20 protein-coding genes are annotated in these 19,724 nt (G+C 55.0%); 12 read left to right on the forward strand and 8 right to left on the reverse strand.

Annotation, left to right across the window (positions count from 1 at the left end; translation table 11 throughout):
• Positions 1-2 precede the first annotated feature (2 nt).
• Entirely contained in the window at positions 3-2,600 is a 2,598-nt protein-coding gene (locus J0A66_RS01055; RefSeq protein ID WP_206571914.1) for a PBP1A family penicillin-binding protein, read from the reverse strand.
• 139 nt (positions 2,601-2,739) lie between these two features.
• Here J0A66_RS01055 and pilM point away from each other — a divergent pair, with 139 nt between their 5' ends.
• The 9 genes from pilM (at position 2,740) to J0A66_RS01100 (ending at position 11,418) form a co-directional block, all read left to right on the forward strand.
• Positions 2,740-3,810 (forward strand): type IV pilus assembly protein PilM, encoded by a 1,071-nt coding sequence (gene pilM / locus J0A66_RS01060; RefSeq protein WP_338143850.1) that lies wholly within the window; start codon positions 2,740-2,742, stop codon positions 3,808-3,810.
• On the forward strand, positions 3,798-4,382 hold the full coding sequence (locus J0A66_RS01065; protein ID WP_206571915.1) for a PilN domain-containing protein: 585 nt from the start codon (positions 3,798-3,800) through the stop codon (positions 4,380-4,382). Before pilM ends, J0A66_RS01065 begins: the two co-directional genes overlap by 13 nt.
• Positions 4,379-4,987, forward strand: coding sequence for a type IV pilus inner membrane component PilO (locus J0A66_RS01070; protein ID WP_206571916.1), 609 nt, complete (start codon positions 4,379-4,381; stop codon positions 4,985-4,987). Before J0A66_RS01065 ends, J0A66_RS01070 begins: the two co-directional genes overlap by 4 nt.
• A complete protein-coding gene (locus J0A66_RS01075; RefSeq protein ID WP_241263938.1) occupies positions 4,984-5,523 on the forward strand; it encodes a pilus assembly protein PilP in 540 nt (179 codons plus the stop codon). Before J0A66_RS01070 ends, J0A66_RS01075 begins: the two co-directional genes overlap by 4 nt.
• Positions 5,516-7,282 carry a type IV pilus secretin PilQ gene (locus tag J0A66_RS01080; RefSeq protein WP_206571917.1) on the forward strand — a complete coding sequence of 589 codons (1,767 nt, stop codon included), beginning with the start codon at positions 5,516-5,518 and terminating at the stop codon, positions 7,280-7,282. The genes J0A66_RS01075 and J0A66_RS01080 overlap by 8 nt, the downstream gene beginning before the upstream one ends.
• Positions 7,283-7,451: 169 nt before the next feature.
• Entirely contained in the window at positions 7,452-7,967 is a 516-nt protein-coding gene (gene aroK, locus J0A66_RS01085) for a shikimate kinase AroK (RefSeq protein ID WP_206571918.1), read from the forward strand.
• A 27-nt stretch (positions 7,968-7,994) separates the two neighbouring features.
• Positions 7,995-9,071, forward strand: coding sequence for a 3-dehydroquinate synthase (aroB, locus tag J0A66_RS01090; RefSeq protein ID WP_206571919.1), 1,077 nt, complete (start codon positions 7,995-7,997; stop codon positions 9,069-9,071).
• A gap of 50 nt (positions 9,072-9,121) precedes the next feature.
• On the forward strand, positions 9,122-10,522 hold the full coding sequence (locus J0A66_RS01095; protein WP_206571920.1) for an SPOR domain-containing protein: 1,401 nt from the start codon (positions 9,122-9,124) through the stop codon (positions 10,520-10,522).
• A gap of 65 nt (positions 10,523-10,587) precedes the next feature.
• Positions 10,588-11,418: a Dam family site-specific DNA-(adenine-N6)-methyltransferase gene (locus J0A66_RS01100; RefSeq protein ID WP_206571921.1), complete on the forward strand. Its 831-nt coding sequence runs from the start codon at positions 10,588-10,590 to the stop codon at positions 11,416-11,418.
• Here J0A66_RS01100 and J0A66_RS01105 read toward each other — a convergent pair.
• From J0A66_RS01105 to J0A66_RS01115, 3 genes are all read right to left on the reverse strand, one after another.
• Complete coding sequence (locus J0A66_RS01105) at positions 11,415-11,606, reverse strand: DUF2970 domain-containing protein (RefSeq protein WP_206571922.1); 192 nt, start codon at positions 11,604-11,606, stop codon at positions 11,415-11,417. The genes J0A66_RS01100 and J0A66_RS01105 overlap by 4 nt on opposite strands.
• On the reverse strand, positions 11,606-11,911 hold the full coding sequence (locus tag J0A66_RS01110; RefSeq protein WP_206571923.1) for a hypothetical protein: 306 nt from the start codon (positions 11,909-11,911) through the stop codon (positions 11,606-11,608). Before J0A66_RS01110 ends, J0A66_RS01105 begins: the two co-directional genes overlap by 1 nt.
• A gap of 146 nt (positions 11,912-12,057) precedes the next feature.
• On the reverse strand, positions 12,058-12,735 hold the full coding sequence (locus J0A66_RS01115; RefSeq protein ID WP_206571924.1) for a TorF family putative porin: 678 nt from the start codon (positions 12,733-12,735) through the stop codon (positions 12,058-12,060).
• A gap of 323 nt (positions 12,736-13,058) precedes the next feature.
• On the opposite strand from J0A66_RS01115, the gene rpe reads away from it, so the two are divergent.
• Both rpe and trpS read left to right on the forward strand, forming a co-directional pair.
• Positions 13,059-13,736, forward strand: coding sequence for a ribulose-phosphate 3-epimerase (rpe, locus tag J0A66_RS01120; RefSeq protein ID WP_206571925.1), 678 nt, complete (start codon positions 13,059-13,061; stop codon positions 13,734-13,736).
• Positions 13,737-13,755: 19 nt separating this feature from the next.
• Positions 13,756-14,760, forward strand: a complete 1,005-nt coding sequence (gene trpS, locus J0A66_RS01125) for a tryptophan--tRNA ligase (protein WP_206571926.1) — start codon at positions 13,756-13,758, stop codon at positions 14,758-14,760.
• Between the two features lie 14 nt (positions 14,761-14,774).
• On the opposite strand, the gene J0A66_RS01130 is transcribed toward trpS, so the two are convergent.
• Entirely contained in the window at positions 14,775-15,467 is a 693-nt protein-coding gene (locus J0A66_RS01130) for a hypothetical protein (protein WP_206571927.1), read from the reverse strand.
• Positions 15,468-15,648: 181 nt separating this feature from the next.
• Here J0A66_RS01130 and J0A66_RS01135 point away from each other — a divergent pair, with 181 nt between their 5' ends.
• Complete coding sequence (locus J0A66_RS01135; protein ID WP_206572320.1) at positions 15,649-16,254, forward strand: anthranilate synthase component II; 606 nt, start codon at positions 15,649-15,651, stop codon at positions 16,252-16,254.
• A 14-nt stretch (positions 16,255-16,268) separates the two neighbouring features.
• Here the strand turns inward: J0A66_RS01135 and J0A66_RS01140 are convergent, their stop codons facing one another.
• From J0A66_RS01140 to J0A66_RS01150, 3 genes are read right to left on the reverse strand one after another with little or no spacing between them, the layout of a single operon-like run.
• Positions 16,269-17,654 carry an alkaline phosphatase family protein gene (locus J0A66_RS01140; RefSeq protein ID WP_206571928.1) on the reverse strand — a complete coding sequence of 462 codons (1,386 nt, stop codon included), beginning with the start codon at positions 17,652-17,654 and terminating at the stop codon, positions 16,269-16,271.
• A 6-nt stretch (positions 17,655-17,660) separates the two neighbouring features.
• Positions 17,661-18,836: a metabolite traffic protein EboE gene (eboE, locus tag J0A66_RS01145; protein WP_206571929.1), complete on the reverse strand. Its 1,176-nt coding sequence runs from the start codon at positions 18,834-18,836 to the stop codon at positions 17,661-17,663.
• Positions 18,833-19,717 carry a TatD family hydrolase gene (locus J0A66_RS01150; protein WP_206571930.1) on the reverse strand — a complete coding sequence of 295 codons (885 nt, stop codon included), beginning with the start codon at positions 19,715-19,717 and terminating at the stop codon, positions 18,833-18,835. The genes eboE and J0A66_RS01150 overlap by 4 nt, the downstream gene beginning before the upstream one ends.
• Positions 19,718-19,724 lie beyond the last annotated feature (7 nt).

The following is a 19,724-nucleotide window of genomic DNA, read 5'->3' on the forward strand; positions in this document are numbered from 1 at the left end:
GCTCAGAAAATATCTTCGGTTTGTTCCTGCGGCAGGTCCTGCTCGAAGGGATCGACAAATTCTTCTTCGTCCACATACTGCTGTGGCTCCGTTCCCTTTATAAAGTATTCGAACCTGGAAGTGTGATCGGTCCGCTGGGTCAGTTTGCCCGTGCTCCGGTCTATCCTCACCGTCACAATGCCTTCCGGCACGGGGGGATATTGTTCAGGTACGCCCTCCAGGGCCCGGGACATAAAGCGGATCCAGGCGGGCTGGGCCACCCTGGCGCCGTCTTCCCCGCCGACCATGGCATTGCCCATCCAGTTAAACTTCTGTGGATTGCGGTTGATCAGATGCTGGTTCCGACTGGTACGGCCCAGGGAGCGGCTCATATCATCAAACCCAACCCAGGTGGTAGCCACCAGGCCACCGCCCATGCCGCTGAACCAGGTATCCTTTGAGTCGTTGGTGGTGCCCGTCTTGCCGGCGAGGTCCTCCCGGTTCATCAGGGTCTTGGCCCGCCAGCCGGTGCCCTGCCAGTAGGTTTTTTTACTCCAGTTGCCGCCGCCCTCTATGGCCGTGTGCATCATTTCACGGGTGAGAAACGCATTCGGTGCCGAGATAACTGACGGCGCGTAGGACGGGGGTACAGAGGAGACCAGCTCCCCATCCTCATCCTGTCCACTCATCGTCATCTCTGGCTGCGCGGTCATCGGATCTGGGGCAACGGCGGGCTCGGCCTGCCAGAGGATCTCTCCCCGTTCATCCTCAATTCTGTCGATAAAGTAGGGACGGACGGCGTATCCGCCGTTGGCAATAATACTGAAGCCGGTGGCGACTTCCAGGGGCGTCAGTGAAGCCGATCCCAGAGCCAGGGACTCATCCCTTGGCAGGTCATGGGGATTGAAGCCGAACTTCGCCAGATGTTGAATCAACTGGTCCAGCCCGACCCCCCGAAGCAGGCGGACCGACACGACGTTCTTGGACTTGCCCAGCGCCACCCGCATACGGATAGGGCCGTCGTAGACCTCCGGCGAGTTTTTCGGCCGCCAGGCGGTGCCGGAACTCTGGTTCAACTGATTGATTGGAGCGTCATTAATGATACTGGCCAGGGTATAGCCGTTTTCCAGGGCGGCGGAATAGACGAACGGCTTGATGTTGGAGCCGACCTGACGCTTGGCCTGCGTCGCCCGGTTAAACTGACTCTGGTAGAAGCTGTAACCCCCTACAATGGCCCGGATGGCCCCATTATCCGGGTCCATAGCCACCAGGGCGCCGCTGGCATCCGGGAATTGGGACAACTGCCACTGTTGTAATTCGTCATTGAAACGAATCCAGATATGCGCACCGGGGCTGACGATGTCCGCTGCGTTTTTGGGTTCATCGCCCTGCACGGTATCGCTGATAAAGGGCCTGGCCCAGGCCAGGCCATCCCAGCCAATCTGCAGGGTTTCGCCCTGCTGGCTGAATACCTGGATTGATTGCTCGTCGACCCTTGTGACGATGGCCGGATACAGGGGATGGTAACTGGCCTGTTCCGCCAGATATTCGGCCATCCGTTGCTGGCTCCAGGCTGCCGGCGGTTCTTCGGTAAGTGGCCCGGCAACATCAGAAGCAACTTCATCACTGACAGGCGCTGGTGCGTTCCACAATCGCTTGATTGGGCCGCGATAGCCGTGGCGTTCATCATAGTCGTGCAGGTTACGGATTACCGCCTGCTGGGCCGCGCGCTGTAAATCGGACGGAACGGTCAGATAAACCTGGAATCCCCCTGTTTCTGCTTCCTCCCTGCCATAGCGCGTGATCATTTCCGAGTAGGCCATGTCGGCCAGGTAAGGGGCGCTCAGCTCGATCTCGGCGCCATGTTTGCGTGCTTTAATGTCTTCACCGGCGGCCTGCTGAAACTCGGCCTGACTGATATATCCTTCATCGAGCATGCGGGCAAGGACAATCCTGCGCCGTTGCTGTGAACGGGACAGGTTACTGATGGGATTCAACACCGAGGGTGCCTGGGGCAGGCCGGCGATAGTTGCCATCTGGGCCAGGGTTAAATCCTTAATGTCCTTACCGAAGTAAACCTGCGCTGCGGCGCCGACGCCGAAGGCCCGGTGGCCTAACTCTATCTTGTTCAGGTAGAGCTCAAGAATCTCATCCTTACTGAGTAATTTCTCGATATGCCAGGCAATAAAGGTTTCCTTGACCTTACGCATCCAGGCCTTTTCCCGGCTGAGGAAGAAGTTGCGCGCCAACTGCATGGTGATGGTGCTGGCACCCTGGCCTTTCTCACCTGTTGTCAGCAGGTTAACGAAAGCCCGTGCGACGCCGATAAGATCAACACCGGGGTGTTCATAGAAACGACTGTCTTCGGTGGCGAGGACCGCCTGGATTAATGGCTTAGGTATGTCTTTTAATTCCAAAGGGATGCGTCTCTTCACCCCAAACTGGGAGAGCAACACCCCATCCTGCGAGTAAACTTTCATTGGCGTTTGCAGTCGCACATCTTTTAATATGGCAACGCTTGGAAGTTCTGGTCTGATGTAAAAATACAGGGAAATCACGCAGATAATCCCGATCAGCGCAGAGGTGAAAAAGAATAATACTAAGGGTTTGACGTACTTCACAAAAACAGATGTTACCAGAGCATTTTTAAAGAAATGGCTTATATTTTATACCTATGTACGGTTATTAGAACCATTAAGTATTAAAAATTGGTGAATAATGGTTCCCTGGCAGTTTACCAAAAAACAATAGGAAGCCCTCGTGCTTAATCAGTTGTTCAGCAAAAAAGTTTCGCCCATGCTGGGATTGGACATCGGCACCCGGTCTGTCAAGGCCGTTCTGCTGAGCAATTCGGGCGGCCAGATCCAGATCATTGGTTATGCCTGTGAACCCATCCAGGGTAACGCTTTTGCCGAGCGTGAAATCAAAGATTTCGATGCAGTCAGTGCGGCAATTCGCAAGGCCAAGATGTCAGTGAAGAGCAAATGCAAGACCGCCGCGGTGGCCGTCTCAGGTTCTACGGTGATCACCAAAGTGGTTTTTATGGATCCGGGCCAGACGGATTTCGAAATGGAAAGCCAGATTGAGGTGGAGGCTGACAGCCTGATTCCCTATCCCCTTGACGAAGTGTACCTGGATTTTGAGGAAGTGGGGGAAAGTAAGACCCACGTTGGCAAGGTGGATGTGCTGCTCAGCGCAGCGCACAAAGATATGATCGATGGCCGCGTGACCCTGCTCCGCGAGCTGGAACTGGAACCGAAAGTCGTCGATGTGGACGGCTATGCGCTGGGAACAGCCCTGCTTAACTATGCAGATCAACCAGAAGAGGGTGCGCCCCTGTGTTGTATCAACCTGGGCGCTTCGCAATTGATCGTTACCGTTGTCCAGCAGGACCGGGTCATCTACAGCAAGGAACATGGTTTCGGTATGGATAACCTGGTGCGGGATTTGTCCCTGGTGCTGGGAATGGATCCCTTCGAAGTGTCCAAGCAACTGGTGGCGGGCGAATTGCCTGAAGGATGGCGGGAACAGAGCCTGCCGGTGTTCGTCGCCAATCTTCAGCAGCAGCTCAATCGTGCACTGCAGATGTATGTCAGTTCAACCAATCGCGACCGGCCTGCCAGAATTCTGATCAGCGGAGGTGGGGCCAACCTGCCGGGCCTGGCCCAGGAACTGGAAAAAGAGATGTCCTTGAAGGTAGACGTATTCAACCCCCTCTGTCATATGAAGATCAGGGACAATCTGGATGCAGACGCCCTGATGAAACTGGCGCCACAACTGGCCATTGCAGTCGGACTGGCCGACAGGAGTTTCAGCCCATGGCACATATAAACCTGTTGCCCTGGCGCGAGGCGCAACGCCAACAGCAAAAGACTCAGTATGTGGTGATGCTGGCTGCCGTCGCCCTGCTGACGCTGGCCCTGTTCTGGACCATAGGTTCGGTGGTTGAAAGTATGATCGCCGCCCAGCAACAGAGAAATAACTTCCTTCAGCAGCAGATTGGCCTGCTGGACACCCAGATCGCCAAGATCAAAGACATCAAGGATCAGAAGCGCCAGTTGGAGCAGCGGATGGCGTTGATAGAACAATTGCAGGCCAACCGTAATGTCGCGCCCAACGTGCTGGATGAACTGGCGCAGATTGTGCCGCCCGGTATCGCGTTTCGCAGCCTGAACCGCAAGGGCAACCGCCTGGAAGTCCTGGGCGTCAGTGAATCCAATAACCGGCTGTCTGAATTCATGCGCCGGCTGGAGATGTCAAAGGTCTTTACCACCGGCGATCTGTCCTCCATTGTGGCCGACACCAGTAAGACAGATGCGGTCAGTGAATTCAAACTGACCTTCAATATTAGCCCCACCGTTGCACCAGAAATTGCCGTGGCTCCCCAGGGAGGCAAATCATGAAGTTTGATTTCAATAAACTTAAGGAAATGAACGAGCTTGATTTTGAACAGGTCGCCATCTGGCCTTCCGAAATCAAACTGGTCGTCACCCTGGTTACCGTGGTGCTGGTTGGCGTGCTGGGTTATTACCTGCTGGTCAATGACAAGCTGCCTTTACTGGAAAGTGCTGAGCAGAAGGAAATCGAGCTGCGGCAGACCTATGAGGCCAAGTACCGGATTGCAGTCAACCTGAGCGCCTATGAGGAGCAGTTGGCCAGGATAAAGCAGGACTTTTCTTCCATGCTCAAGTCCCTGCCGACCAGCAACGAAACCCCAGGTCTGCTGGATGATATCACCTTCGTGGGTACCTCGGCCGGACTGAACTTCAAGTTGCTCAACTGGCAGAAAGAGATCCCCAAGGAGTTCTACACCGAGTTGCCTATTCAGATGGAAGTCAGTGGCAGCTACCATGAGTTCGGTCGCTTTCTGTCCGATGTGGCGGCGTTGCCGAGGATTGTCACTGTCCATGATTTTGATATGACCAATGAGGGCAACAACCTCAGACTGACTCTCCAGGCCAAGACCTACAGAACGTCATCGACAGGTTTTCAGGAGCAGACACCATGAACCGGCGCTGGATGATCATTCTGCCTGCTTTGCTGCTGAGCGGGTGCCAGGCACAACTGGACGATTTGCAGCAGTTCGTGGCGCAGGTACAGCAGAACACGCCCGTCAGTATTGAACCCTACCCCCAGTTCAGCAAGACCCCGGCATTCGAATATCAGGCCGGGACACTGAGAAGTCCGTTCCAGCGGCCAAGGGGAATCGTTGCTGAAACGGTGCAGACCAGCAAGGCGAATTGTCTTCAGCCCGACTTCTCCAGAACCAAGCAGCCCCTGGAGCGTTACGGCACGGATGCGCTGGCGGTCAAAGGATTCTTTGCAAGGAATGATCAGACCTGGGCCCTGATCCAGACCAATGATGGCAGTTTATTTAAGGCGGGTCGCGGCGACAGGCTGGGACTCTTCTTTGGGCGTATTACATCGATATCCGATGGAAAGGTTTTCTTCACTGAAATGCTGCCCGATGGCACGGGGTGCTGGCAGGAAAAGCAAGCCAGTTTGACCATGTCACAAGCGGCAGGAGAGCAAAATAATGTCTGAGCGGTATATTTTTAATAAGAAACTCAATCGGCGCAGCAGATTACTGCCCGGACTGACCCTTTTGCTGTTGGCTGCACTGGGCATGAAAGCCCTGTCGGCTCAGGCCCAGGATATGCCTCTGGTAGATCCCGATGCTCAGCAGAACCTGCTGATGACAAACCGGATGACGGATCTGGAGTTTCATCGGGGGGCAGAAGGCAGCGCCAGGCTGTCTATTCAGTTCGACGGAGAGAACTTTGATGCCGCCTTGTCAAAAACCCCCAGAGGTCTGGAATTGTTGTTACCTGGTACCCGTTTACAGGACGAGCTGCTCTATAAGCTGGACGTAATGGATTTCGGCACCCCGGTACAATGGCTGGAAACCTTTCAACAGAAGGACAGCGCCAGGGTACTGATGGTGACCGAGGGTGAAGTGGCCTTCAGGCACCAGAAGTCCGGCAACAATCTGGTGGTGGAGGTGGAGCCGGTCCGGGGTGCTGTCAAAGCCACTGCCGCCGCGCAGAGTGACTTTACCGGCGCGCCCATTTCCCTGGATTTCCAGGATGTGCCCGTCAGGCAGGTACTGCAGGTGATTGCCCAGATCAATGGCTTCAACCTGGTCACCACCGATACGGTCAGCGGCAATGTCACCATTAACCTGAGTAATGTCCCCTGGGACCAGGCCCTGAGCATGATTCTTAAAATTAAAGGGCTGGATAAACGCATGGAGGGCAACATCTTGCTGGTGGCGCCGGCGGAAGAACTGGCAGCAAGGGAAACACAGCGCCTGCAGTCGGAACAACAGGTCCAGGATCTGGCGCCATTGAAGTCTGAGACTATCCAGATCAACTACGCCAAGGCGGCTGAAATGGCCACCATTCTCAAGTCCAGCGAGGGCGGTATTCTCAGCCAGAGAGGCACTGTCAATGTAGACAACAGGACCAACTCTCTGCTGATACGTGACACTCAGGAGTCCATCGAAGAAGCCAAAATCATGGTCAAGGAACTGGATATTCCCATTAAACAGGTGTTGATCGAGTCACGTATGGTCACGGTTCGCGACAATGTTGACGAGCAGCTCGGAGTCAGATGGGGATTCAGTGACCAGCAGGATTCGGATGGTGTATCCGGCTCTCTGGAAGGAGCCGAAACCATTGGCGGGGGCCAGATCCCCTCATTGGCCAACCGATTGAACGTTAATCTGCCGGTAACCGGCACCAATGCAGGACGTATCGGTTTCCATATCGCCAGACTGGCTGACGGGACCATACTGGATTTGGAGCTTTCCGCCCTGGAGCAGGAAAACAAAGGTGAAATCATCGCCAGTCCGCGTATTACGGTGGCTAACCAGCATGAAGCCTATATCGAACAGGGCACAGAAATTCCCTACGTGCAGGCAACCTCCAGCGGCGCCACCTCGGTGGAATTCAAAAAAGCAGTGTTAAGCCTCAAGGTGACCCCGCATATTACCCCGGACAACCGTATCATTCTGGATCTGGTGGTGACTCAGGATACCCGTGGCGACACAGTCTCGACCTCGACCGGTCCAGCTGTGGCTATCGACACTCAGGAGATTGCCACCCAGGTACTGGTGGAAAACGGCGAAACCGTGGTGTTGGGGGGCATCTTCCAGCAGAATCAGACCACTGCGGTGAGTAAAATCCCCCTGTTTGGCGACTTGCCGGTGGTGGGTAACCTGTTCAAGAACACCAGCGACTTTAACGAAAAGCGTGAGCTGCTGATCTTCGTTACCCCCAGAATCATGACGGAGTCGCTCTGATTCAGCGGCGTTGCGCCAGCCTCAACTTCCCATTGCACCCGGCATACCGCCGGGTGCATCAAGACTTGCATCTTTGCCAACTAAGCTGAGATAATCGCGCTCCTGAAATTCGACCGGGGGTTGAGTTTATCCATTTTTAACCAGTTATAGTTGTGTGACATAAACAGACATGGCCGAAAAACGTAATATCTTTTTAGTAGGGCCCATGGGTGCCGGTAAAAGCACCATAGGCAAACATCTAGCAGACGAACTTCACCTCGACTTTTATGACTCGGATCAGGAAATTGAGCGCCGTACGGGAGCCGACATTGCCTGGGTCTTCGATCTGGAAGGGGAGGAAGGCTTTCGCCTGCGCGAAGAAGATGTGATCAATGACCTGACCGAGATGCAGGGGATTGTCCTGGCTACCGGTGGTGGTTCGGTAATCAGCAAGAATGTTCGCAACCGGCTGGCGGCAAGAGGTATTGTCGTCTACCTGCAGACAACGATTGACAAGCAGGTGGCCCGCACACAGCGGGACAAGCGTCGTCCTCTGCTGCAGAACAATGATCCTGAAACCGTGCTGCGCAATCTTGCCGAAGAGCGTAATCCGCTCTATGAAGAAGTGGCCGATTATGTGGTGCAGACGGACGATCAGAGCGCCCGTGCGGTGGCCACCCAGATTATCGAAAAAATCGGCCTCTAGTCACTGTCCTATCGGAGGGCTGCGCTCATGAATACTTTGCAAGTTGAACTGGGTGAGCGTAGCTACCCCATCCATATCGGTGCCAATCTGCTGCACCAGCCCGATTTGCTACGCCAGTATCTGAAAACAGACAAGGTTGTGGTCATTACCAATCAGGTGGTGGACGTGCTTTATGCTGCCCTGCTCAGGGATATGCTGGATGGGGTGTCGGTGGAATTTGTGGTCCTGCCTGATGGTGAACAATACAAATCCCTGGCCAGTTTCGAGTCCATCATCAGCCACCTGCTTGAGATTCAGGCTGCCCGCGACACGACCCTCATCGCCCTGGGCGGTGGAGTGGTTGGCGATCTGACGGGTTTTGTGGCGGCCTGTTATCAGCGCGGCATACCTTTTATTCAGATGCCCACCACCCTGCTTTCACAGGTGGACTCTTCGGTGGGCGGCAAGACCGCTGTCAATCACCCGCTGGGCAAGAATATGATTGGGGCTTTCTACCAGCCCAGAGCCGTCATTATCGATACCATGACCCTGTGCAGCCTGCCCAAACGGGAGTTCGCCGCTGGCATGGCGGAGGTCATCAAGTACGGGGTGATTTATGATGACAGTTTTTTCCGCTGGCTGGAGGAAAATCAACAGGGTCTGAAGGGCAAGAATCAGGCACTATTGCAGCAAATGATCCATCGTTGCTGCGAAATCAAGGCAGACATTGTCGCCAAGGATGAGAAAGAGCATGGTCTGCGTGCTTTGTTGAATCTGGGGCATACCTTTGGCCACGCGATTGAGGCCGAACAAGGCTATGGGAATTGGCTGCATGGGGAAGCCGTGGCAACGGGCATTGTTCTTGCTTGCGAAGTGGCACAGCGTAAGGAATGGATGACAGAGTCAGAAGTTTGGCGGGTCAAAACACTGTTGGGTGCTTTTGAGCTGCCTCTGACTGCGCCGACGGGAATGGGTTATGAGCAATTTGTCCGGCATATGAAGCATGACAAGAAAGTGCAGGACAGCAGGATCCGTTTTGTTATTCCCACAGGGATAGGCAGCGCTGTAGTCACAGACGAAGTGGAAGAAGCCCTCCTCAAAGATCTGCTGAACGCTTCGTCCTAATCCGGTCAATCCAACGGTGGAATACTGACCGGCAGTTAAGGAACCAGGCAGTGCAAGCGGCATTTATTGACCTACATAAAAGACTGCAACATCTGACCAGCTTTGCTGCCGGTCTGGTGCTGCTGGCCGGCGAGGACAGAAACCGGCAGCAGGCTTTCGCAACAGAGTTCCTTGGTGAACAGGACCCCTCTACCAATATTGCGTTGCTCAGGGCTGCAGAAGGCCGGGAAGATGCAGCGTACCGGCATCAGCTCATCAGCCAGTTGGTGGGTAATGTACGCCTTGACAGCAAACGTCCTCTGACCCAGACCCTGTTGAAGATTTGTGATCAGCAGGATCAGGCAGTGATGATCGCCATTTCTGCCGCAGAGCATTTGTCCGGTGGCCTGGTGCAGGAACTGTGGGCCATGGTCCAGCACCAGTCTGCCAGGGGGAAGGCTTTCTGTGTTATTTTACTGGGGAGTAAGGCGTGGGCGCTGGCGGCCCGGGAAAAGCTCCCGTCGCCGGGACAGCCCGTGCTGTTGAACGTGGAGTTCGATGCCGCAGCAGAAAAACAGCTCTCTGAACTGGATCAATTGATTGCACAGAAGCGCCAGGCCTTCAATCAGCGACTGGCAAACAGGCAGATTGCCCCCCTTGATGCACCGGCCCCCCTAACAGCCAGGGTGTGGTTTCGCGTCCTGATCCTGTTTGCCTTTCTGACCTGTTTTGCTGCCCTGCTCATATGGTTGTATCCACAATCTCTGAATCTGTTGTGGCCGGACAGTGCCCAAACCAAGACGCCGACGCCAAACACGCGGCCACTGTCCGCCCCGCAAGCAACCCAGGCTGCAGAAACAGCGCCAACAGAACAGCCCCCCGCCGTCGAGTCGCGACCCGACCCCGTTCCAACCCAGGTCGAAGACGAGGGGCAGACTGTGACTGACTGGGCAGAAGAAGTTCAGAAGATGCAGCAGAAATTAAAGGAATCACCCAAGGCTGAAGCTGAGCCGGCAGCCCAGGCGTTGAATGAAATCAAAGAGACTGGGCCGCAAACAGCCGAACCCGTTGCACAGCTTCCCGCGTCACCGGTTATTGAAGAGCCAGAGGCGTCCGAACCGGGCAGGCAGCAGCTAGATGACAGTGTCCCCACCCCCAATCAATGGCTCTGGGACGAACAGAAGCTGCTGGCCTTGCCGGAAAACAGTTACCTGCTGCAGCTTTTCGCCGCCAGCGATCCACAAGTACTGGCAGCAGCGGTGCGGGATTTGGGACTGGCAGACAAGACCTGGCGCTACCAGACCCAAAGGTATGGCGGTCCCTGGCATGTTCTGCTTAGCAATCAGGTCTTTGCCAGTCTGGAGGAAGCCAGAGCTGCCGTGTCCGGGTTGCCTCAGACCGTTCAGGCTGCCAGTCCTTTCGCCAAGACCCTGGGGCAGATCCGCAGTGAGATCTTGCGGGAGCCGGAATAATTTTGTCTCAACAAGGCCGGATATTCAGTTACAATCCAGCCTTTGTGCGGTAGCAGTGGCCCCGGATGGATAATAAGAAATGCCGCGCCTTCCTGAAGTGGGCAGGCGGCAAATACACTCTGGTCAATGAAATCAGCAGCCGGTTACCCGAGGGGAGCCGGTTGATTGAGCCTTTTGTCGGCGCCGGATCGGTGTTTCTCAATACCCATTATCCTGACTATCTGTTGAATGATATCAATCCGGACCTGGTCAACCTGTATCGCATTTTGCAGATCCGCCCGCAACAATATGTGCATGACGCCCGACAATTGTTTGTACCGCAGAACAATCAGTCCGACCAATACTATGCCCTGCGCGAGGAATTCAATCTAAGCGCCGATCCCTATCACCGCTCCCTGCTGTTTCTGTATCTTAACCGGCATGGCTACAACGGCTTGTGCCGATACAACCTGTCCGGTAAGTTCAACGTGCCTTTCGGACGTTATAAGCAACCTTACTTTCCCGAAAGAGAACTCTATCGTTTTGCCGAGAAAGCCCAGGGAATGACGTTTACCTGCAAGCCTTTTGCCGAGGTTTTCCAGATGGCCAGGCCAGGGGATGTGATCTATTGCGATCCGCCTTACGCCCCCGTCAGTCGCACGGCCAACTTTACCAGCTATGCCAGCAATGGCTTCTCCATGGCGGAGCAGAGCCGGTTGGCGGATCATGCCAGGGCCATGGCCGAACAGGGCATCAGGGTATTGATCAGCAACCACGATACGGAGCAGACCCGGGATCTCTATGCAGGAGCAGAGTTGTCATTGCTCAAGGTGGGGCGTTTTATCAGTCAGAAAGGCCACAAGCGCAGCAAGGTCAACGAACTGCTGGCCCTGTTCAGTCCTGCGCCGGAAGCTTAAACCAGGCTGTTGACCAGCAGTATCAGACTCACAACGAACAGGACCACAAACAGGACGCCAACCAACAAAAAGGGCAGGGCAGAGTGATGTGCGAAATCCTGCTGACGGTTTTTATCGCTCTGTACCCCAAAGGCACTGGCTGCCACGCTTTTGAAGATTTGAAACCAGGAAGGTTTGGAATCAGGCATCAGGAAGAGGTTTGCTGATCTTGGGCTTCATCGTGATATCTGGACAGCAGTTCAAGCAAATCCAGAAAATGGAACTGGGTCAGCTCATTGCCGCCCTTCAGCCAGGATGACCAACTGACTTCTGACTGCTGGCCTGTAGCGCAACGGTTGAGGGGGTGACTCAGGGGCAGGCTGTGATCCAGCTCAATACCTGAATTACAACTGCACGCCAGGGTACCTTCAGAGGCAGGGGCCAATATAGACCACGTCAACGCCAGGGTCAGGCCTGTTGCCGCCGTCAACATCATCCTGATTTTGCCAGACATAAGATTACCGAAGAGTTTATCCAACTCGCATTATTATACGTTAGTTGAAAGTTTGAACAACTGCCCCTGGCGCACAAAATGTGCGGTTAATCTCAAGGTGGAAAAAGGCCAGGGCAGCATGGCTGTCCTGGCTTGTGACAGGAAAATTAGAAGCTGGTTCCCCAACTGACGACAAATTTGGTGTCATCGTCGCCGGATTCATCATCGGCCTTGGACAGAGTAAAAGTGAAATCCCCCTTGCTCAGGTCGAGCTGGAAGTGACCGTAGTCCACGTCTCCATAGACTGCTTCGTCTTCGTCGAAGGCATAGTAGCCGTAGGTCAGTCCCAGGGAATATTCCTGTGGCAGGGCAAAGCTGTAAGACGCGTAGTAATAGAGATCCCCCTGGCCAAACGGGGCGTCATCATCAGCATCGCTGTTCAGGGTATAGGCCAGTCCAAAGCCAAAATCACCAAAGGTGCCGTTGAAATAGGCTTCGCCGAAATTGGAGTCGTCATACTCCTCTTCAGGGTAGTAGTAATAGATATAACCGACGTCGTAGCCGAAGGCTCCCGCCTCGCCGCCAAATCCGGCGTACCAGTCCATTTCGGTTCCACCGCCATTTCCCCAGTCCACGGAGCCTATCCAGGTGCCTGCGTAGAAGCCACTCTCATCGGTATAGTCCAGGCCGCCGGAAACCGAAGGTTTGTCGGCGCTCTGTGTGACCCCGCGCCACAGATAATTGCTGGTTACGCCGATGTTGGCGCTGACTTCCGCCAGGCTGGCCTGGCTGTATAAAGACATGCCCAGTAATGTGGCAATGGCCAATGTTTTCTTCTGCAACATGTGTGCTCTCCTGTTTATGATTGTGCTGTCTGTTTCAGCAAGCTTGGTGCCGGTGTGGAACAATCTGCAGAAATCCATCCTGAATGCCGGTAAGGTAATGAAAAACAAAGTTAAATTATTTGTCGCCGGTCATGGAAGCGACCGGTTCGGGTTGGGACAGGAGCAGGGGAGCTCACGGTTTGCACCAAGATGGAGCGGGGTGGGTTGCACTGGTGCAACTCGATGCGGCTTTTGTAAACCCGCTATTTTGGGTATGTTATACCGATTCCGTTAACCACTGGTGGAATCGGTATCACACAACCAGAAAAAGGAAAATCGAGCTCATGCAGCCATTGCTTATTGCCCCGTCCATTTTATCTGCAGACTTCGCCCGCCTGGGTCAGGAGGTGGAAGAGGTTCTGCAGGCAGGAGCCGATCTTATCCACTTCGACGTGATGGATAACCACTATGTGCCCAACCTGACTTTTGGCCCCATGATCTGCAGCGCACTGCGCAACTACGGCATCAAAGCCGATATTGATGTGCATCTGATGGTCAGGCCGGTGGACAGCCTGATAGGTATGTTTGCCGAGGCCGGAGCCACCATGATCAGTTTCCATCCTGAGGCGTCAGACCATGTGGATCGCTCGGTACAGTTGATCCGGCAGGCAGGATGCAAGGCAGGGCTGGTGCTTAATCCGGCAACACCGCTTCATTATCTGGATCACATGCTGGACAAGCTGGACTATGTCCTGCTGATGTCGGTCAATCCTGGCTTTGGCGGGCAGTCCTTTATTCCTTCGACCCTGGACAAACTGCGCCAGGTCAGACAACGGGTGCGTGAATCGGGCCGGGCAATCCGAATCGAAATTGACGGCGGCGTAAAAGTCGATAATATTCGCGCCATCGCTGAAGCTGGCGCCGATATGTTTGTTTCCGGTTCAGCCATCTTCAATCAGCCCGATTATGGTCAGGTGATTCAGGCCATGCGCCAGGAACTGGCCCAGGCAGAACTAGATTAGATCAGCAGGATATCTTCGTATGAGCAACCCGGTAGTATTAAGCGGCTGTCAGCCATCAGGACAACTGACCATAGGCAACTATATGGGAGCGCTCAAACAGTGGGTGGCCATGCAGCAGGATTACGACTGCCTGTACATGCTGGTGGATTTGCATGCCATCACAGTGCGCCAGGACCCCGCAGCCTTGCGTGAGGCGACCCTGGATGGATTGGCCCTGTATCTGGCTTGTGGCATCGACCCGAACAGAAGCACCCTGTTTATCCAGTCCCAGGTGCCTGAACATGCACAACTGGCCTGGGTGCTGAACTGCTATACCCAGATGGGCGAGTTAAACCGAATGACCCAGTTCAAGGACAAATCGGCGAAGAACGTCAACAATATTAACGCCGGGCTGTTTACTTATCCCATCCTGATGGCGGCAGATATTCTGATTTATCAGGCCCAGCAGGTCCCGGTAGGTGATGACCAGAAGCAGCATCTGGAACTGGCCCGGGACATTGCTATTCGCTTCAATAATCTGTATGGCGAGGCCTTTACCGTGCCTGAGCCTTATATTCCCGAATTTGGCGCCAGAATAATGAGCCTGCAGGACCCGGGCAGGAAGATGTCCAAGTCCGACGATAATCCAAACAACTTCATCGGTCTGCTGGAAGAGCCGAAGAAAGTTGCCAAGAAGATCAAGCGGGCGGTGACCGACTCCGACGAACAGGCACGTATCTACTTCGATCCTAAGGAGAAGGCCGGGGTGTCCAACCTGCTGACCCTGCTCTCCGGCGCCACCGGACGCACTATCGAGTCGCTGGTGCCCGAATATGAGGGCAAAATGTATGGCCATCTCAAAGGAGACGTCGCGGATGCTGTAGTCGCGCTGCTCGAGCCCATCCAGCAGCGTTTTGTCCGGTTGCGTAATGACCGGGCTGAATTGAACCGTATTATGGCTGAAGGAGCCCACAAGGCCAGTGAAAGAGCAGCCAGTACACTGGCCCGCGTGTACGAAGCGGTAGGTTTTATACCCCGTCCCTGAGAGACGGGCGGCTGCTAGCCACCCAAGGCTTCGAAATCTGTCAGCAGCAGGGCGAAGCTGATGGCGGCGAAAGCGTCCTGCCATTGTTCGGTCAGGGGTTGCCAGACCAACAGGCGACCGCGGTTGACGGTTTCCACCGACCAGAGTACCTGTCTGTCCCGTTTAATACTAAAGCCCAGGGGAACCGGACTGATCAAAGGACTGCCTTCCAGCTCATGTACCGATTCGAGCTTTAGCTGCACATCATCAAACTGAAAATCCGCTGACAGCCGGTTCAGATAGTCCGCCCTCAGGGCAAAACTGAACGGCTTGGGGCCGGCAAAACGACATTCCAGCAACGGCAGATGGCCAAAGGTAGGATCCAGCCCGATAGAGCGGTAGCTGAGCTCCACGGACTTGCCCCGGCATTCGGCCAGTACGCCGCTGTTAGTAATGAACTGGCGTTTCTGGTAATGGCCGGTAAGCTCCACTTTCCAGAGCGGGAAACCGGCGCTCCACAAACCACCGTCCGACATCTCGGTAGTTTGCCACTTGCCAGCCTGCACTGGAGTGTCCCATCGGTAAGGGTTGGCACCCGTCACCAGATACTGGTCCTGAACCGGTCCGTCCGCCAGCCTCATCTGTGTACTTTGGCAGGCAGCCAGGTAGTAAAGGGTGGAAACAAGGACAAGCATTTTTGCCAGCAGGCCGGCAGTTTTTGTGAACATGGCAGATCCGGATGACTCAGACGCTGGGCGAGATTTTAACTCCGCAGGCCTGTGGGTATCTGTATCCGTTTGTGACGATTCTTGAACGAGTTGATGAAGGTTTTTTTAACCGGAGGGCGGATTTGTCTGCCGGGAATCGGGTATGATTGCGCGCCCAGAGCCAATACTGAATTTCCCCTGCATGCTGTTGATGATCGACAATTATGACTCCTTTAGCCACAATCTGGTCCGCTACTTCCGGGAACTGGGTCAGCAGGTGGAAGTCGTTCGCAATGATCAACTGAGCGTCGAGCAGATAGCAGCCCGTCGTCCCGACTACCTGGTATTGTCTCCCGGCCCCTGCACGCCCAATGAATCAGGCATTACACTGGCCGCCATTGATAAATATGCCGGCGTGATCCCCATATTGGGTGTTTGTCTGGGATACCAGGCCATCGGACAGGTTTTCGGCGCCTCAGTGGTCAGGGCAGAACGAGTGATGCACGGCAAAACCTCACGACTGGGCCATGCCCACTCTCCCTTGTTCCAGGGGGTTGATAATCCCTTCCTCGCCACACGCTACCATTCGCTGGTTCTGGCCAGCCAGAGCATCCCCAACGAATTCAGGGTGACGGCCTGGGTGGAAGATGCCGCAGAGCAGGGCACACCCATGGCCATAGAACACCGCTCCCTGCCTCTTTGCGGTGTACAGTTCCATCCTGAGTCGGTGATGACACCGGCCGGCCATCAGATACTGAGCAATTTCCTGCAGGCCAGGCCAGGCACCCAGTCTGGCCGGTTAGCCTGACGGCCAGACGTGGTTCAGCCCCTGGAAAGAAAATGTTTAAGGATCACAGACTTGACCCCTGTCATGTGCATTTCTTCTGCCAGACCCATAGGATAGCTGCTGATCAGGACGGGTCCGCTTTCCCTGTTGGCCGGAGGGCGACCATGACTGCCTTTAATCAGTCGGGGTTCCAGAGGGATGAGATCCATGAGCATGCGCATGCCCAATTTCTTCTTTAACAAGCGATTGGCGATGCGCAGTTTAGGGAAACGGATAGCCGGATCGATGAACATCTCAACCGGGTCATATCCTGGCTTGCGGTGGATATCAATGGTGCGGGCAAAATCGGGGGCCAGCTTGTCATCCAGCCAGTAATAATAGTTGAACCAGGCGCCGGCTTCGGCCACGGCGATCAGCTCTCCACTTCTGGGATGCGCAATGCCCATTTCTTTCTGGGCGTCCTGATCCAGCACCCGCTCCACCCCCGGGATCGCCTCAAGCAGGGATTTTATTTCGGCAATCTCCTGTGCCTGACGTACGTATATATGAGCTACCTGATGATCAGCCACGGCAAAGGCCCGGCTGGCGCCTGGATCCAGCAGTTCCCAGCCGAGTGATTGTCTGACACTCAGATAACCTGCTTCGCGCAGGCTGCGGTTAAGGGAAATTGAACGCTTCACCTCTTCAATACCGTATTCTGACACCAGTAGCATTTCTGCCCCCTGGCTGCGGGCGAAATCCCAGAGTCGTCCAACTTCCCGGTCTATGGCCTGGACATCCTGGCCAATATCAGGGTGCGAGGGCCCCAGCTTCTGCAGGTTGTAATCCAGGTGGGGCAAATACACCAGTTGCAGGTGCGGCCGGTTAAGTTCGAACTCGGCGATGGCGCAATCCACAATCCAGCGGCTGGATTGAATACCGGCTGCCGGCCCCCAGAAAGTATGAAAAGGGAATTTGCCGATGGCGGCTTCTATTTTCTGGTGAAGTCCAGGCGGTTGCGAATAGAGGTCGAACTCCTTCCGTCCGTCGGCAGGGTAGTGGGGTCTGGGGGTGATAGCCGCCTCCACGTCTGCATACATGTTGTACCACCAGAACAGCTGCGAACACCTGAAGTCGGGAATCTGTTGCTTCAGAGTCTGCCAGACCTTCTCCCCCTGGACCAGTTGGTTGGGCTGCAGCCAGAATTTGACTTCAGCCAGATCGCGGAAGTACCAGCCATTGCCGACAATCCCATGCTCCGCCGGGAGCAGACCGGTTAACATTGACGCTTGCGCCGTGGTCGTCACGGCCGGGAAGGTGCCCTGCAGATGGCTCATCTCTCCTTGTTCAAGCAAGCGGTTGATGTTGGGGCTGTGCTTGCCGAGAAGGCCTGGGGTTAAACCCACCACGTCGACAACCAGAAGGGGAGTCAGAGAGTTCATTTTGATTTAATCCAGTAGGTGACGGGCACTGAGTTGGTCTTCCAGCCAACGCAGCTCGTGGCTGATCCCGGCCAGCAGGCCGCTGCTGTCCTTAGGGCGAATCGCGCCAGGCAACACCTGCCAGCTGTAGGTTTCCACCTCCAGGTGAGGGCGGCATTGTGGCGTGTCGGAAAGGAAATCCATCACCTGTTGTAAAGACGACTGTGTGCTGAGCAGGCTCTGATCTTCGCTGCCCTGCCAGAACAGGGGCACGTGGAAATGGACGCGTAATTCCTCCAGTTTGGCCAAGTCCGCCTTATCCGCCAACATAGCCGGTAAGTCGGCCCAGTGCCTGATACCACCCTCTGCCGGCCTGCCTTTGCATTGATGCAGGTACGTGGAGTCGGCAAATTCACCCAGGCGCTGCAGGCCCGCAGTGGATTGGGGCTGGCTCATGGGCAGACGCAGGGCGTTGGAAAGCTGAATTTTGCCGATTTCTATCCCCGCCTGGTGCAAGCGGGTCAGACTTTGATAGAGATCCTCAAACATGACGGCCTGGTGGCAGACATCAAGACAGATCCCCAGATAGCGAAGCCGGGCCCCCTGCTGTTTTAACTCGGTAAAAAAAGCCAGACAGTCATCTGTGGTTTCCAGCACACAGTCAGGCTCCATTTCCAGGCACAGCAGGATCCGCTTGCCGGACTGTTCTTCCAGGGTGGCCAACTCTTCGCTTAAGCGTACAAGCTGATGGAGGGCTTGCCGGTGCTTTGCGGGCGTCCAGGCACTGGCGTAGCCAAGCGGCAGTGTTGAGATGGTGCCGGTGGAATATTCAGATTCCAGGCAACCGGACAGAATGGCCGCCAGATTCAGGCTGTATAGACGCCTGGCGTCCTCGCTCCAGTCCGGTAAATAGACGTCAGCTTTGACCGGCGCCCGGTGGAAGTTGCCATAAGGGAAACCGTTGACAGTGGTCAGTTGCAGCTTTGCGTCCTGCAAACACTGCTTGAATATCCCCATGGCGCTATGGTCCTGTAAAGTATCTGCCGCTTCGGCACTCAGCCACAGGCCGCAATGCATGCTGTCCAGTCCCCTGGCGCGCCGCACGGCCGCCAGGTACGAACGCATATTGCCCGTTACGCCAGCCAGGGATTCTCCCGGGTGGACATTACTGCAGTATCCCAACTGACGGGCATGGTACCTCATTGAACGACTGGGTTCTGGCCTCGCAGGGCGGAGTTTTCCTGCCACAACCTGCGTTGATCAATGGGTAAAGGAGTGCGTAGCGGCTCCTTTTGCATACGCCCACTCTGGGAAAAGAAGTCGATGGGGTTATCAAATAAAACCTTTTCCACATCTTTTGTACTGAAGCCTGCGTCCAGCATGGCCCTGCCGGTCTTGGGGACTTTCAGCGGATCGCTCACGCCCCAGTCTGCGGCACTGTTGACGATCATCTTGTCCGTGCCATATTGCTTTAGCAACGCCACCATCCGCTGCTCCGACATTTTGGTATCAGGATAGATGGAATGGCCACGCCAGCATTCGGTTTCCAGCACCAGCGGCAAAGTCAGTTCGTTCAGATGATCCACCACTACCATTGACTCTTTCACGCCAACCTCCCTGATCAGCGCCAGTGTGCGTTTGGTGCCGCCGATTTTATCTCTGTGGGGGGTGTGGACCAGAACCGGAAGCTCAAACTCTTTGGCCAGTTCCAACTGAGTGGCGAAACACAGTTCCTCCTGGGGGGTGATGTCGTCGTAGCCTATCTCTCCGACTGCCACTACGCCGTCTTTGGCCAGATAGCGGGGTAATACGGCCAGTACCTCGTCTGCAAGCCCCTTGTCATTGGCTTCTTTGGGGTTCAGGCCCATGGTGCAGAAATGATGTATGCCGAACTGGCTGGCACGAAACCTTTCCCAGCCAATCAGGCTGTCGAAGTAATCGATGAAGCTGCCCAAGCTGGTCCGCACCTGACCTTGCCAGAAGGCCGGCTCTATCACCCCGGTAATACCTTCGGCAGCCATGTTCTGATAATCATCAGTGGTGCGGGAAATCATATGAATGTGAGGATCAAAATATACTGTCATTAGGAAT

Source organism: Bowmanella dokdonensis (assembly GCF_017254865.1).
Classification (GTDB): domain Bacteria; phylum Pseudomonadota; class Gammaproteobacteria; order Enterobacterales; family Alteromonadaceae; genus Bowmanella; species Bowmanella dokdonensis.